General features: G+C 41.0%; 13 protein-coding genes and 1 pseudogene. 10 read left to right on the forward strand and 4 right to left on the reverse strand.

Annotated features, from left to right (window positions below):
- The first annotated feature begins 99 nt into the window (after positions 1 to 99).
- Complete coding sequence (locus tag JOC54_RS10620) at positions 100 to 1,299, forward strand: cytochrome P450 family protein (protein WP_204466292.1); 1,200 nt, start codon at positions 100 to 102, stop codon at positions 1,297 to 1,299.
- Positions 1,300 to 1,349: 50 nt separating this feature from the next.
- Here the strand turns inward: JOC54_RS10620 and gbsB are convergent, their stop codons facing one another.
- The 3 genes from gbsB to JOC54_RS10635 form a co-directional block, all read right to left on the reverse strand.
- Positions 1,350 to 2,558, reverse strand: coding sequence for a choline dehydrogenase (gbsB, locus tag JOC54_RS10625; protein WP_204466293.1), 1,209 nt, complete (start codon positions 2,556 to 2,558; stop codon positions 1,350 to 1,352).
- 43 nt (positions 2,559 to 2,601) lie between these two features.
- Entirely contained in the window at positions 2,602 to 4,071 is a 1,470-nt protein-coding gene (betB, locus tag JOC54_RS10630) for a betaine-aldehyde dehydrogenase (protein WP_204466294.1), read from the reverse strand.
- A gap of 113 nt (positions 4,072 to 4,184) precedes the next feature.
- Positions 4,185 to 4,742 (reverse strand): GbsR/MarR family transcriptional regulator, encoded by a 558-nt coding sequence (locus JOC54_RS10635; RefSeq protein ID WP_204466295.1) that lies wholly within the window; start codon positions 4,740 to 4,742, stop codon positions 4,185 to 4,187.
- Positions 4,743 to 4,938: 196 nt separating this feature from the next.
- Here JOC54_RS10635 and JOC54_RS10640 point away from each other — a divergent pair, with 196 nt between their 5' ends.
- Entirely contained in the window at positions 4,939 to 5,796 is an 858-nt protein-coding gene (locus JOC54_RS10640) for a glycine betaine ABC transporter substrate-binding protein (protein ID WP_239586682.1), read from the forward strand.
- Between the two features lie 54 nt (positions 5,797 to 5,850).
- Here the strand turns inward: JOC54_RS10640 and JOC54_RS10645 are convergent, their stop codons facing one another.
- Positions 5,851 to 6,144, reverse strand: a complete 294-nt coding sequence (locus tag JOC54_RS10645) for a hypothetical protein (protein WP_204466296.1) — start codon at positions 6,142 to 6,144, stop codon at positions 5,851 to 5,853.
- 394 nt (positions 6,145 to 6,538) lie between these two features.
- Here JOC54_RS10645 and JOC54_RS10650 point away from each other — a divergent pair.
- The 8 genes and pseudogenes from JOC54_RS10650 to JOC54_RS10685 all read left to right on the forward strand — a co-directional run bounded on the left by JOC54_RS10650 (position 6,539) and on the right by JOC54_RS10685 (position 14,556).
- Positions 6,539 to 8,328, forward strand: a pseudogene (locus tag JOC54_RS10650) (L-lactate permease).
- Positions 8,329 to 8,340: 12 nt separating this feature from the next.
- A complete protein-coding gene (locus JOC54_RS10655; RefSeq protein WP_204466297.1) occupies positions 8,341 to 9,060 on the forward strand; it encodes a (Fe-S)-binding protein in 720 nt (239 codons plus the stop codon).
- Between the two features lie 4 nt (positions 9,061 to 9,064).
- The gene (locus JOC54_RS10660) at positions 9,065 to 10,492 is read left to right on the forward strand and encodes a LutB/LldF family L-lactate oxidation iron-sulfur protein (protein ID WP_204466298.1); all 1,428 of its coding nucleotides are present in this window, start codon (positions 9,065 to 9,067) and stop codon (positions 10,490 to 10,492) included.
- The gene (locus JOC54_RS10665; protein ID WP_204466299.1) at positions 10,489 to 11,178 is read left to right on the forward strand and encodes a LutC/YkgG family protein; all 690 of its coding nucleotides are present in this window, start codon (positions 10,489 to 10,491) and stop codon (positions 11,176 to 11,178) included. Before JOC54_RS10660 ends, JOC54_RS10665 begins: the two co-directional genes overlap by 4 nt.
- 82 nt (positions 11,179 to 11,260) lie before the next feature.
- Entirely contained in the window at positions 11,261 to 11,989 is a 729-nt protein-coding gene (locus tag JOC54_RS10670) for a FadR/GntR family transcriptional regulator (RefSeq protein WP_204466300.1), read from the forward strand.
- A gap of 119 nt (positions 11,990 to 12,108) precedes the next feature.
- Positions 12,109 to 12,867, forward strand: coding sequence for a MerR family transcriptional regulator (locus JOC54_RS10675; protein ID WP_204466301.1), 759 nt, complete (start codon positions 12,109 to 12,111; stop codon positions 12,865 to 12,867).
- Positions 12,839 to 13,786 carry an ABC transporter ATP-binding protein gene (locus tag JOC54_RS10680; protein WP_204466302.1) on the forward strand — a complete coding sequence of 316 codons (948 nt, stop codon included), beginning with the start codon at positions 12,839 to 12,841 and terminating at the stop codon, positions 13,784 to 13,786. Before JOC54_RS10675 ends, JOC54_RS10680 begins: the two co-directional genes overlap by 29 nt.
- Positions 13,783 to 14,556: an ABC transporter permease gene (locus tag JOC54_RS10685; RefSeq protein WP_204466303.1), complete on the forward strand. Its 774-nt coding sequence runs from the start codon at positions 13,783 to 13,785 to the stop codon at positions 14,554 to 14,556. Before JOC54_RS10680 ends, JOC54_RS10685 begins: the two co-directional genes overlap by 4 nt.
- The last annotated feature ends 40 nt before the right edge of the window (positions 14,557 to 14,596 follow it).

Below are 14,596 nucleotides of genomic sequence, written 5' to 3' on the forward strand. Positions count from 1 at the left end.
GTCTTTTTCGTTGTTTAGTCCTTATTATTACAAAAGGATTCATTAAGTTTATCTAGAATGTATTGTATTGAGGTAAATGAAATAAGGGAGATGGAAGCAATGACTACAATGCCAATGGATTTATTCTCAAAACAATTTCACCAAAGTCCTTATACGTACTATAAAGAGATTCGCGATCATCATCCATTTGCAAAAGTGAAGATTCATAATGGAATTGCGCATTCATGGATGGCTTTTTCGTATGAAGCTGCTGAAGCGGTGCTAAGAGATGAGCGATTCATAAAAGATATGAGAACGGTCTTTCCTGATGATGTGACGGCGGAGAATTTAACACCGATTGCCCATAGCATGTTATTTGTTGATCCTCCTGACCATAGGCGTCTTAGAAGCCTTGTACAAAGAGGGTTTACACCAAAGAAGATTGGGCGATTAAGAGGAAGGATTGAAGAAATTGCCCAAGAACAAGCAGCATTAATGCATGGAAAAGAACAGATAGAGTTTATTGAAGCCTATGCATTCCCAATTCCCATTATTGTAATATGTGAACTACTTGGTATCCCTTCTGAAGATCGTCTAGACTTTCAACGCTGGTCGAATGTGATGGTTGAGGTTAGCGATGAACCATCTTTTAATGAAGAATTTGAAACAGCAATGCATGAGTTTCATCATTACCTAGAGCAGCTACTTGAAGCAAAACGGTTGCAGCCTAAAGAAGATTTATTGTCAGAGTTAATTCAAGTAGAAGAAGGAGGGGATCGGTTAACGGTTCGAGAGCTATATGGTGTGATCATGTTATTAATTGTTGCTGGACATGAGACTACCGTTAATTTAATTGCAAATGGAGTGTTAGCCTTATTAACACATCCAGACCAATTTGAACAACTAAAAAAAGATCCTTCCTTAACTTCACAAGCTATCGAAGAACTATTACGCTACAATGGTCCAGTTGAATTTAGCACAGACCGGTGGGCAAGGGAATCATTTGAGTTCATGGGGCAACAAGTTAAAAAAGGAGATCATGTGCTCGTTTCGTTAGCTTCGGCTGATAATGATCCGAATGTATTTAAAGAACCTGAAAAGCTCGATATTACGCGTGAGAAAAGTCCCCATCTTGCGTTTGGGAAAGGGATTCATTTTTGTTTAGGAGCACCACTGGCAAGGTTAGAAGGAGAGATTGCGATCCGCGTATTACTGGAAGCCTTTCCTAATCTGGCGCTTGATGCAGACCTACCAGAGTTAGAATGGCGCCAAAGTTTAATTATTCGAGGGCTAAAAAAATTACCAATAAAGTTGCGGTAATAGCAAAAGCAGAACCAACCCTGGGTTGGTTCTGCTTTTTAACGTCTAAATTAAATGGTTGAAGGTACAAGGTTAAAGCAACGATTGTAGATCCACTCGTAATCTGATTGTGTTAAATCACGCGGATTACCAACAGTTTGTGGGTCTTTTAACGCTTCTTTTGACCAACGTTCTACTTGTTCAGGATCAACGCCTTGTGCTTCTAAAGTGGGTACTTCAAGCTCTTCGACAAGTTCGTACATATATTTCACAGCTGCTTTGGCTGCCTCATTTGTTGTCATATTTGCTGTATCAATACCGAATGCTTGCGCAATGCGTGCGAAGCGTCCAGGTGCACCCATCCAGTTAAATTCCATGACAGGACCCATCATCGCAGCCACACATTGACCGTGGGCAACTGGTACCATTCCGCCAAGCGATTGACTCATTGCGTGTGCTGCACCAGCTGATTCACTTCCGTAAGAAAGTCCAGCAAGCATTGCTGCTTGGGCCATACCATAACGAGCTTCTATATCATCTCCGTCAGAATAAGCACGACGAATGTACGTTGCTGCATATTCAATGGCAAGTAAAGCAACCGCGTCCGTTACAGGTTGTGCATACTTCATTGTGTAACATTCAACCGCGTGTGCGATTGCATCAATACCAGTCATAGCTGTTACATGTGGAGGCATTGATGTGTGAAGTTCTGGATCAATAATGGTAAGATGAGCGGCGATTAGCGGACCACCCGTATTAAATTTGTATTCACGCTCTTCATCTGTAATAACGGCCCATTGAGTTACTTCAGACCCTGTCCCTGCCGTTGTGGGAATGGTTGCTAGTGTAGGTATGCGATTCTCTAAAGGTTTTTTCCCGTCAGCTGCTTCGTAATCAAGCACGCTACCTTCATGAGTCACTTCAACCCCAATGGCTTTTGCCGTATCCATTGATGATCCACCTCCGACAGCGACAAGACCATCACAGTCATTTTCAAGATAAAATGCAGAGCCTCGAGCAATTAAACGAGTTGGAGGATTTGGTTCTACTTCATTAAATAAAACCACCTCAACGCCTGCTTTTTTCAAGCTTTCTTCAACTGGTTTTGTTACGCCAGCTTTATAGATTCCTGGATCCGTAACGAGAAGAACTTTCTTTGACCCATAAGCTTGCATCTCTTCACCTAGATTTTTAATAGCTCCGATACCGTGTTTAATTGCCGTTGGTACCTCAAATGTATGATAACCTAGCATCGATTCTACTTTCATATGCATGCTCATTAAAATCTCTCCTTTTTCCTTTTTAGAATTTATGAACCTTCTATTATTTGAACCAACCAACTGGTTGAGGGTTCTTGTTACGGAAAATATGTTTTACTTCTGTATACTCCTCAAGTCCAATCTTACCAAGTTCGCGACCAAACCCAGATTGTTTATAGCCTCCCCATGGCGCTTGTGCAAAGTATGGGTGGAAATCATTGATCCAAACCGTCCCCATACGTAGCTTCCCAGCAACCATTTCTGCTTTATCAATATCCGTTGAGAATACAGCACCAGCAAGACCATAAATTGTATCGTTTGCTTTTGCAATGGCTTCATCTGCCGTTGTAAACGTCTCAACTGTTAAGACTGGACCAAAGACTTCCTCTTGGACGATACGCATATCATTTTTACAATTTGTAAAGATCGTCGGTTCTAAAAAGAAACCATTTTTTAAATCAGCTTGTTCTGGACGCTTTCCACCAACAGCAAGAGTCGCACCTTCATCAAGTCCAATTTGAATGTAACGCTCAACTTTTTCCCGGTGTTCTGCAGAAATAAGTGGGCCAGATTCAGTTGTTTCATCAAATCCATTCCCAAGCTTAATCCAAGCAGCTCGTTCAACTAACTTTTCAACGAACGCATCATGAATCGATTCTTCGACAAGCAGTCTTGAACCGGCGGAACATACTTGACCTGCATGGAAGAAGACAGCGTTTAACGCTTGATCAACGGCTGTTTCAAAATCAGCGTCAGCAAAAACGATGTTTGGATTCTTACCACCAAGTTCAAGCGCGATTTTCTTCACGTTGCCGCTAGCTGCTTGCATAATCGTTTTTCCAGTCTCGATGCCACCGGTAAAGGAAACAAGGTCGACATCATTGCTTTCTGAAAGAAGGGCACCAACTTCTGCGCCTGTTCCAAGTACAAGGTTAACAACCCCGGCAGGGAAACCAGCTTCTTCAAAGAACTCAAATACTTTTGCTGTTGTAAGTGGTGTAATTTCACTTGGCTTGATAACGAGCGTATTACCAGCAGCGAGAGCAGGTGCTAGTTTCCACGCTGCTTGTAAGAGTGGATAATTCCAAGGGGTGATTTGTGTGCAAACACCAATTGGTTCTCGAACAACTTTGCTTGTTGAGTCTGGTAATGGGCTCTCAATTACTTCGCCGCCATCTTTATCAGCAAGTCCTGCAAAGTAGAAAAAGACATTTGCAATATCGTCCATGTCACCTAGGCTTTCTTCTAGCGTTTTCCCGGTATCCAACGTTTCTAAGTGAGCTAATTCCTCACGGTTATCTTTGATTTTTTGTCCGACTAAACGAACCATTTCTCCACGTTCACTTGCAGGTGTGCTTGCCCAACTTCCTTCATCGCAAGCTTTTCGAGCAGCGGCGATTGCTTTTTCTGAGTCAGAGCGAGTGCCTTCACTAGCTGTAGCAATAACCTCTTGATTAAACGGGTTAATAATCTCTCGCTTATTTCCTTCAGTTGCTTCAGTCCACTCTCCATCTATATACATTTGGATGTGCATCGGATAGCCACCTTTCATTTTGTTTAAAATATATTAAACAATTAATACAAAAATAAATTTAACATTGATCGTTTATCTTGTCAAAAAAAGAACCTACCCTTTTTTAGGGAGGCTCAATTATCTTGTTTGTATCTTTCAATAATGTCTTGTGCTAAATTGCCCTCTTTAAATTGTGTTACAAGTAAATCTAGAAACTCATAATAATCGAGCGAGGCTTTAATCTTTGCAAGCGTATATTCGGCTTCTTCCTGAATATCATCAGGTGTTTCTGGATTTTTAATAAGTGCTTCATATTGAGGGACAGCTTGTTCAATTGCTTTCATATTAACAGTACGTTCTCGTTCCCATCGGCGCGTAAAAAAGGACGTAAAAAATTTAAAAAAGTCTCTTTCCGCTTCATACAGATCTTTGCGTTCGCCTTTGCGGTAAACACGATGAATAATATTTTCTTCCATTAGTTTGCGCACGCCAATACTCATACTACCCTTGCTCATTCCAAGTTCATCACGGAGCTCATTAAGATTCATCGGATGTTCATTCAAGTACAGGGTGGCATACAGTTGTCCAATGGAACGGTTCACTCCGTAAATGTCCATCGTATCAGCAATTCCATCTTTTATGATGGAATGAATACGGTCAATATCGTCCCGTTGATTTGTTTCGTTTTCCATGAAAACACCCCTTTTATCTTCTTCTTTGGTCAAATTGTAGCGTTAGTATATCTGCTTGCTTTAAAGAAAGCAAGATCGTTGATTCTAATTATGAAAGCGTTATTCATTGACAGATTAAATGGCTATGTTACTATTGTGTTTAAATTGTTCAATTCATTTTAAATTAATTTTACAAAACTTTAAGGAGAGATGCAAGTTGCAAAAAAAATTATGGTCAATGATTGCGGTTGCTTCAATCGTATTAGCCGCATGTGGAAACGATGATACTAGTGAAGGCACAAATACAAAGGAAATTGAATTAACCTACGTTGCTTGGGATTCGGAACTTGCATCCAATCACGTTATTAAAGAAGCATTGGAACAAGCCGGTTATGATGTCACATTAACGGTTGTTGAGCAAAGTGTCATGTGGCAAAGTGTCGCAGGTGGAGATGTAGATGGCCATGTTGCGGGATGGTTACCTGAGGACATGCGTGCTGATTATGAACGCTATGAAAATGAGATTGTTGATTTAGGTGCTAATTTGGAAGGTGCTCAGACAGGTCTTGCTGTACCAACGTATATGGATGTTGAGAGCATTGCAGATTTAACGCCAGAAATTGTAAATGAAATAACCGGAATCGATGCTGGTGCCGGTGTGATGATCGCTACTGAAAAGGCGGTTGAAGAATATGATTTAGATTTGGCAATCTCTAGTAGTATGGATGCCTTTATGACGCAACAACTTGGAGATCGTTATGAAGCCGAAGAGCCAATTGTTGTGACCGCTTGGCAACCGCATTGGAAATTCAATTCCTATGATTTGCGGTTTTTAGAAGATCCATTGGGCGTGTTTGAAGCAAATGGAGAAATCCGGACAATTGTGCGAGAAGGTTTGGAAGAAGAAGATCCTGATGCATTCCGTATTCTGGATCAATTTTATTGGACTCCGGATGATATGAACGAAGTCATGCTTAATATCGCAGAAGAAGGCATGGACCCGGAAGATGCAGCGAAGTTATGGGTAGAAGATAATCAAGAACAAGTCGATGAATGGCTTGAAGGAGTCGAATAAAAGCAAAGATAAACAGGGCAGTGCATAAGCAGCTGCCCTGCTTTTTTGTGTGAATTAAGAGTGATGTTTTAACGCATAGATGTCTCGTTCGTGGTTGATAAGCTTGTCTTTAATAAAGTCAAAAGTGATGGAAGAATGTTCGCTGTGTTTTTGTAATTCTTTTGATATCGCCTTTTGCTCAACCATATCGTTTTTTAATTGAGCAACGTCTTCTTTCAGTACGGCAACATCTTTTTTGAGTACAGTAACGTCTTTCTTAAGGATGTCAACATCGGTTCGAAGTTCTGCTAAATGGGAGTTGACTTCTTTAAAAGCGGTCATAATCTGGCGGAATTGATTATCGGTCAAGTAAATTCGCTCCTTTCTACAAGTATTATAAGCGAATCAATAAGAGAAAGCACGCATCTTATGTCGATTCTTGTAACATAGGAAATTTCTCTTAATCAGCATATTCCATGGTATTATACTCCTAATTAAAAACAGGAGGGACGTTTTAAATGATAGGATCGGGAATTCAACATTTTAGTATTAAAGTTGAGGGTTCTTTCCTTGGCTTGGTCTTTCGGTTCGTTTTTCTAGGTGGCGTTTATAGACATCATCATCTTCTTTAAGCTCAATTTCTTCCCCGTCAAACACAAAATTTCTCTTGCCATACAACAGAATCTCCGTTATAGTGTAAAGGCTTACATAAGGTCATCAGATGACCTTATGATATAATGGATATGTTCGAGGAGGAAATGCGATGGGTGTAGGTTGGCTGTCTTTAATTGCACTAACGCCAATTCTGTCTGTTCTCTTATTTTTAGTTATTTTAAAATGGCCAGCTAAGCGAGCAATGCCGATTGCTTTTGTTATTACAGTGCTTGTGGCGTTTTTTGTTTGGCAAGTCCCTGTAAATCAAATAGCGGCATCTAGTATGAAAGGTGTTATGACTGCTGTAGAAGTTTTGTTTATTGTTTTCGGTGCGGTACTCATGCTCAATACACTTCGTGAAAGTGGAGCGATTCATACAATCCGACAAGGCTTTACGAGTATATCACCAGACCGCCGAATTCAGGCTATAATTATTTGTTGGCTTTTTAGTTCTTTTATTGAAGGTGCATCTGGTTGGGGAACTCCAGCCGCGATACTAGCACCATTACTTGTTGTAGTCGGATTCCCAGCAATGGCATCTGTCATGGTGGCGCTTATCATTCAATCAACACCTGTTTCTTTTGGTGCGGTAGGCACTCCCATTCTAATTGGCGTTGGTTCGGGATTAACAGGATCAGAAAATGTAAACGCGGCTGCATCTTCACTTGGCATGACGACAGATGCATACATACGAGCAATTGGCGGAGAAGTTGCTATTTTTCACGGTCTAATTGGCCTCTTTATTCCGCTTATCATGGTTATGATGTTAACACTCTTTTTTGGAGAAAAGCGTTCAATTCGAGCAGGTCTTCAAGTATGGAAATTTGCTTTATTCGCGGGTGTCGCATTTACAGTCCCGTATGCAATCGTAGCAAATTTACTTGGACCAGAGTTCCCCTCCTTATTTGGAGGATTAATTGGAATGGCACTTGTTGTTCCAGCAGCTAAAAAAGGATGGTTTATGCCAAAAGAGACGTGGGATTTTGCGAATTCTTCCAAATGGGATCCTGAATGGACTGGTGCACTTTCTGCGGACCGTCTCATTCAACCGACGATTTCACCTATTAAAGCATGGTCTCCATATATTTTTTTGGATTTTTACTTGTAATCACAAGAATGAATGACCTACCCTTTGGAAATTGGTTAAAACAAGCTTCAATTCAGTTTGAGAATGTACTTGGTACGTCAATTTCGATCGAAAGTACACCTCTATTTCTTCCTGGATTTATTATGATTGTTGTTTCAGCGATAGGTTTCTTTCTTTATAAAATGTCTGGGAAGGAATATGGATTAGCACTCTCGAGCTCTGCCAAAATGATTATTTCTGCTGCACCAGCCTTATTGTTTTCTGTACCACTAGTACAAGTCTTTATTAATTCAGATATAAATGCACTTGGCTATGAAAGCATGCCGCTTTTGCTGGCAGAGTCGGTTTCCAATTTAACAGGCGACAATTGGCCAGTAATAGCACCTGCGATTGGTGCACTTGGAGCATTTGTTGCAGGAAGTAATACGATAAGCAACATGATGTTTTCTCTCTTTCAGTTTGGAACGGCTGAAAACGTAGGTGGTAATCCTGCAACCGTTGTCGCACTGCAGGCGGTTGGTGGGGCTGCTGGGAATATGATTTGCGTCCATAATGTTGTCGCTGCTTCTGCAGCAGCAGGAATTGTGGGGAAAGAAGGCGTACTTATTCGTAAAGTGATGATTCCGCTGACATATTATTTAGTGTTCGCAGGTGGTCTAGGGTATGTAGCCATTCATGGGGTTGGTTTTAATATTGGCACATTATTAGTAGTCGCCGTAATACTTGTTCTTGTTATCTTAGTGATCAAGTACGGTCAGTCAGGTCAACAGTATCCATATAAGAAACAAAATAAAAAGAGTTCAAACATGTAGGAGCGGATGTTTATGAAAGTCTCGTTATTTGTGACATGTCTAGCTGACGTCTTTTATCCAGGGGTCGGTCAAGATACAGTAGAAGTACTAGAGCGACTCGGCTGTGAAGTTGATTTTCCTGAAGCGCAAACATGCTGTGGCCAGCCTGCTTTTAATAGCGGCTATCATGAAGATACAAAAAAAGCAGCGAAGCATACGATTAAGACGTTTGCTCATTCAGATTATGTTGTACTTCCTTCTGGCTCATGTGCGGCAATGCTGCATGAGTACGAAGAATTATTGCATGGAGAACCGGAGTGGCAAGCGCGTGCTCGGGAGCTGTCAGAAAAGACATATGAATTTACTCAGTTCCTAGTAAACGTTTTAAAAGTAGAAAAAGTAGGAGCAACTTATCAAGGTAAGGCAACATACCACACGTCTTGTCACATGACGAGATTGCTGAAAGAGAAAGAGGCTCCATTTAAGCTACTTGAACAAGTAGACGGACTTGAACTTGAGCCTTTACCGAATAAAGAAACATGCTGCGGTTTTGGTGGAACTTTCTCTGTGAAGATGCCAACTATTTCTGAACAAATGGTTGAAGAAAAGGCACACAATATAGAACGTACGGGTGCAGAAGTATTAATTGGAGCAGACTGTGGTTGTTTAATGAACATCGGCGGACGTATTGAGCGGAATGGTCAAAAAGTCCAAGTGAAGCATATAGCACAGATTTTAAACAGCAAGGAGTGAAAAAATGGGTATAAAAATAGGAGATCCACAATTTACAAAGCGAGTGGAAAAAGGCTTACAAGATGATTTTATGCGAAATGCCGTTAGCTCTGCCCAAGAACGATTAAAAACCTCAAAGTCAAAGGCTGAAGTGGAACTTGGAGATTGGGAAGAGTGGCGCAACCTTTCAGAAGAAATAAGAACTCATACGCTTAACAATATTGATTTTTATCTGCAACAGTTAAGTGAGAATGTCAGCAAAAGCGGCGGCCATGTCTATTTTGCGCAAACTGCAGATGATGCAAATCAGTATATTAAAAAAGTGGCTAAAGCAAAAAATGTGAAAAAAGTTGTGAAATCAAAATCGATGGTGACTGAAGAAATCAGCATGAACCAAGCGCTCGAAGAAATGGGCTGTGAAGTGGTCGAAACAGATCTTGGTGAATACATTCTTCAAATTGATGATCATGATCCACCTTCTCATATTGTCGCACCGGCTCTGCACAAAAACAAAGAACAGATTCGTGATACATTCCAAGAGAAAAAAGGCTATACGAAATCAGCGAATCCACAAGAACTAACGTTATTTGCGCGGGAACAATTACGCAAAGAGTTTCTGTCGGCTGATCTTGGGATTACGGGATGTAACTTTGCGGTTGCTGAATCTGGAAGCATCTCACTTGTTACAAATGAAGGAAATGCTCGTTTGGCAACAGCATTGCCTAAAACACAAATTACAGTGATGGGTATGGAGCGTGTTGTTCCAACTTGGGAAGAGCTTGATATTTTAGTAAGTATGCTGTGCCGCAGTGCTGTTGGACAAAAGTTAACCAGCTATGTCACTGGTTTAACAGGAGCCCGAGAAGATGGTGATGTGGATGGACCAGAAGAATTTCATCTTGTCATTGTTGATAACGGTCGATCGAAGATTTTAGGGACAGAATTTCAAGCAGCGCTTAATTGTATTCGTTGTGCGGCATGTATTAATGTTTGCCCAATCTATCGTCACGTCGGAGGACACTCCTATGGCTCAATATATCCAGGACCAATTGGAGCAGTGTTAACACCGCTTTTGGAAGGATATGATGATCATAAAGATTTGCCGTATGCATCAAGTTTATGTGCAGCCTGTACAGATGCTTGCCCTGTGAAAATCCCACTGCACGAAATGTTAATTAAGCACCGGCGCATTATTGCTGAAGAAAAGCGTACATCTAAAGCAGAGGTTCTAGCAATGAAAGGTTTTGGTGTGGGTGTGAGTTCACCAACTCTATACAAAATTGGCACGAAAATGGCACCTATGATGATGTTTCCCTTTGTTAAAGACGGAGCGATTATAAAAGGCCCAGGTCCTTTAAAAGGCTGGACTGATGTGCGGAACCTGCCAGCACCTGCAAAAGAGCGATTCCGTGATTGGTATGCAACTCGTCAGAAAAAGGGGGATTCAGAGTGATTGAAAAACGAGAACCTTTTTTAGATCATTTAGCAAAACAACTGGGACGGGAGCGGATAACAGAAGGAGTTGTTCGTCCGACTTACAAGAATGCCCCACAATTACGGGTGATGGAAGACTATTCACAAGATGATTTGGTAAGTGTCTTAAAAGATCAATGCTTGGCTATTCATACAGATTTTAAACAAACAACGGTTGCTGGCCTAGAGGAAACCATTGATCAAGTTCTGCTTGAATATGAGGCCAAGTCCGTTATTACATGGGATGACCCACGGTTCAATGAATTTGGACTAAGTTCGTTTTTAAATCGCGAGTATGTAGACCTGTGGAAAACTCATCCGAATAACCGTTCAGTTGAATTAGCTGAAAAAGCAGATGTCGGCATTACGTTTACAGATTGTACATTAGCTGAGTCTGGAACGGTGACGCTTTTAAGTGGCAGCGGCAAAGGCCGTTCTGTTAGTTTGCTTCCACGTTATTACGTTGCGATTATCCCTAAAAGTTCACTTGTACCTCGAATGACTCAAGCAACAACGAAAATACATGAAATGGCTCAAGCGGGACGCTTGCCATCGTGCATCAACTTTATTTCCGGTCCGAGCAATAGTGCAGATATTGAGATGAGTTTAGTTGTTGGTGTACACGGACCTTTAAGAGCTTGTTATATTTTAGTGGATGATAAGTAAGAAGGAAGCTGATGCGTGAGGGCATCAGCTTCGTTTTCTATGTGTGCTATACTGTGGGTAGAAGATTTGAATGAGGTGTCAAATGACGGCATTTAAACAAGTAAAAACCAAAAAGATTTCCGAAGTGATCCGTGATCAGCTTGAAGAAATGATAAGAAACGGCGACATTCAGCCCGGTGAAAAATTAGATTCGGTTGAAAAGCTTTCAGCTAGTTTTGAAGTGAGTCGTTCAGCTGTACGAGAAGCACTCAGTGCACTGCGAGCAGTTGGTCTTGTGACGATTCGTCAAGGAGAAGGAACGTTTGTTAATAAATTTGATTTCTCTGGAATGGTTGATCCTGTTGGAAGAAGACGAATTCTTTCTGATAAAGAAAAGCAAGAATTGTTTCAAGTAAGGAAAATTATTGAAGTAGGTGTGGCAAGTCTTGCCGCTGAACATAGAAGTGAAGATCACTTGGTTCAATTAAAAGAAGCTCTTGATCGAATGGCCATTGCTGAAGGTGGAAAAGACCTAGGTGAACAAGCAGACGTTGAATTTCATTTAGCACTAGCTGAGTCTACAGGTAATGGAGTATTAATTGAAATGATGCAGAAGCTATCTGATACGCTTGCCCTAACAATGTATGAGAGTAGGAAGATCAGCTTGTATGCCAAAGCTCAAACATTAAATAGACTCCACAGCGAACATGAGCAAATTTATTTAGCTATCGAAGCAAAGGATGCCGCTGGAGCGAATTCGGCTATGATGGAACATTTAATCAATGTGGAGAGAGCTTTAATGAATTTTGAGAATGAAAAAGAATTAGATTAAACGGAGATGAAGAACCTGCTGGGCCACAAGGCCAGCAGGTTCTTATTTTATTTTTAAAATAAGCTTGAACAGCACGTTACGTGTTATTTTATACTAATTGAGAAAGGTGGATGAGAGGAATGTACACAATCGGGCAATTATCTAAAAAGACCGGTGTTACGGTGCGAACGCTAGATTATTACGATGAAATTGGTTTGCTATCACCAAAGAAAAGAACGACTGGAGGGCACCGGCTTTATTCAGAGGGAGATGTACAACAGCTCGAGCAAATCCTCGCTTTAAAGTATATGGGTTTCACATTGGACAAGACAAAAACAATGTTAGAAGGAATGAACTGGCAAGAGTCAATTCAGGCGCAGCTAGACATGGTTTACGCAGAGCAAGCGCGGTTAAACGAATTAAAAGAAGCGCTTGAGGGCGTCCAATACGCTTTAAAATGGGAGAAGGAGCTCGATCATACGATTTTATTTGAAATGATTAAAATGTTTCAAGCTGGCAAGGAAACAATAAAAGAACGGCTTAAACCGTATTTAGAGAAGGAAGAGTTTGATTACATTATGCAGCTTAAGAAAAGTCAGTCTCATGTAAGTCAAGAGGAGTGGGAGGCACTGCTACTAGATGTCCGTGCAAATCTTGATCAGCCCCCTGACTCAGCTGTAGCGCAACAACTAGCAGAACGATGGTTTGATTATGTTGATCAGATGTTTGAGGGAGATTCTGCCTTAATTGAGTCAATGTGGGGAGCGATCCAAGCAGAGAAGAATAGTCCGATGTTTTACCCAATGGATGAAAAAGTCATCCAATTTATTGATCAAGCTAAGACCTTTTATCAGAAAAGGAGTGAGAAGCATGAATGCAATAGAAGTACAGAAAATTAGTAAATCTTATAAGGAGAAGGTTGTTGATGAGATTGAGTTTACAGTAGAGAGAGGCTCTATTTTTGGGTTGCTTGGACCAAACGGTGCTGGAAAATCAACCACTGTTCGAATCATGTCCTCTCTGGCAAAAGCGGACGAAGGTGATGTTTATGTGGAAGGGTTATCAATTAAGGAGAAAGCGGTTCGAAACCAAATTGGTTATGTAGCCCAGAAAACGGCGGTTAACCTAGCCTTTACTGCTAGAGAAAATTTGATGCTGCAAGGAAGATTATATGGTTTAAAGAGCGGGGCTTTACGAGAAAGAGTGAACTACTTATTGAATCAGTTTGATTTGGAGAAGAGTGCAAATAAGCTGGCTGCAAAATTTTCTGGAGGAATGCAGCGGAAGCTTGACTTGGCGATGGGGCTTATTCATGGACCGTCTGTCTTATTTCTAGATGAACCGACAACGGGTCTTGACCCAGAGGCAAGAGCTTCCTTATGGAAACAAATCATTAAGCTAAAGAATGATAGTAACCTAACCGTTGTTCTAACTACCCACTATCTTGAAGAGGCAGATGCACTTGCAGATCAGTTGCTTATTATCGATAACGGAAAAGCTGTTGTTCAAGGATCGCCTCAACAATTAAAAAAGCAGTTGCAAGGAGAGGCATTAGAATTTCAACTTGCAAATGAAGAGGAAACTGTAAAAGCGAAAGCCGCGTTAACCAATATGGAGGTCGCTAAGCGAAGCATCGTGAATGGTGCTGTCTTACATGTTTCTGTCCATAATGCATCAAGTCAGTTAAGCGACATCTTAACTGTTTTAGAAACTGCGGGGTGTTCACCAAGAGGCATAGCACTATCTAAGCCAACCTTAGATGATGTGTATTTGCTCCACACGGGGAAGCATTATCATGAAAAGGAGGCTATAAGATGACCATTCTCGTTCATTCCTTATACATGGGGCGCAGGCATTTAATTGAGCTCGCCCGATCACCTTATATCATTATTATGAACATTATTCAGCCTGTTCTTTATTTATTATTGTTTAGCGCGCTGTTCCAAGCAATTGTTGATATTCCCGGATTTGCAAGTTCATCTTATCTCTCTTTCTTTAGTCCTGGTATCGTTATAATGAGTGCGGTAATGGCAGGGAGTTATGGGGGACTGTCAATTATTATGGACGACAAACAAGGAATTCTTGATCGTTTTTTGGTCGCACCAACGAACCGATTAGCCATTCTGGCTGGACCATTGCTTAGGGATTCGATAACGGTCACCGTTCAGGTAGTTATTATGCTTGGGCTAGCCTATTTGCTCGGAGCCAGATTTGAGAGTGGTTTAATTGGATTCATCGTATTGCTCATTTGTTCTATATTAATTGGTCTTTCTTTTGGCGCTCTTTCACTTGCCCTAGCACTAGTTGTACGCAATGAGCAGGCATTAACTTCGTTTGTAGGCTTCTTAACAATGCCCGTTTTATTTTTATCTAGCTTATTTATGCCGCTAGAACTCGTTCCAAACTGGATTGGGACAATCGCGCAATTTAACCCCATTCATTGGGCCATTACTGGTAGTCGCCACGCTTTAATGAACGCAGGAAATACGACATTTATTGCTCAACAAGTCTTTTTGTTAGTATTGTTTATGGCAATATCTCTCGGTCTAGCTTTGCTTGCATTCAGGTCGTATCAGAGAAAAATGTAAGGTAGTAGACTCTTCTGTTTTTCTTCCATGCTAGAATGAA

Origin of the sequence: Shouchella xiaoxiensis (assembly GCF_016907895.1) — a bacterium.
Classification (GTDB): domain Bacteria; phylum Bacillota; class Bacilli; order Bacillales; family Bacillaceae_D; genus Shouchella; species Shouchella xiaoxiensis.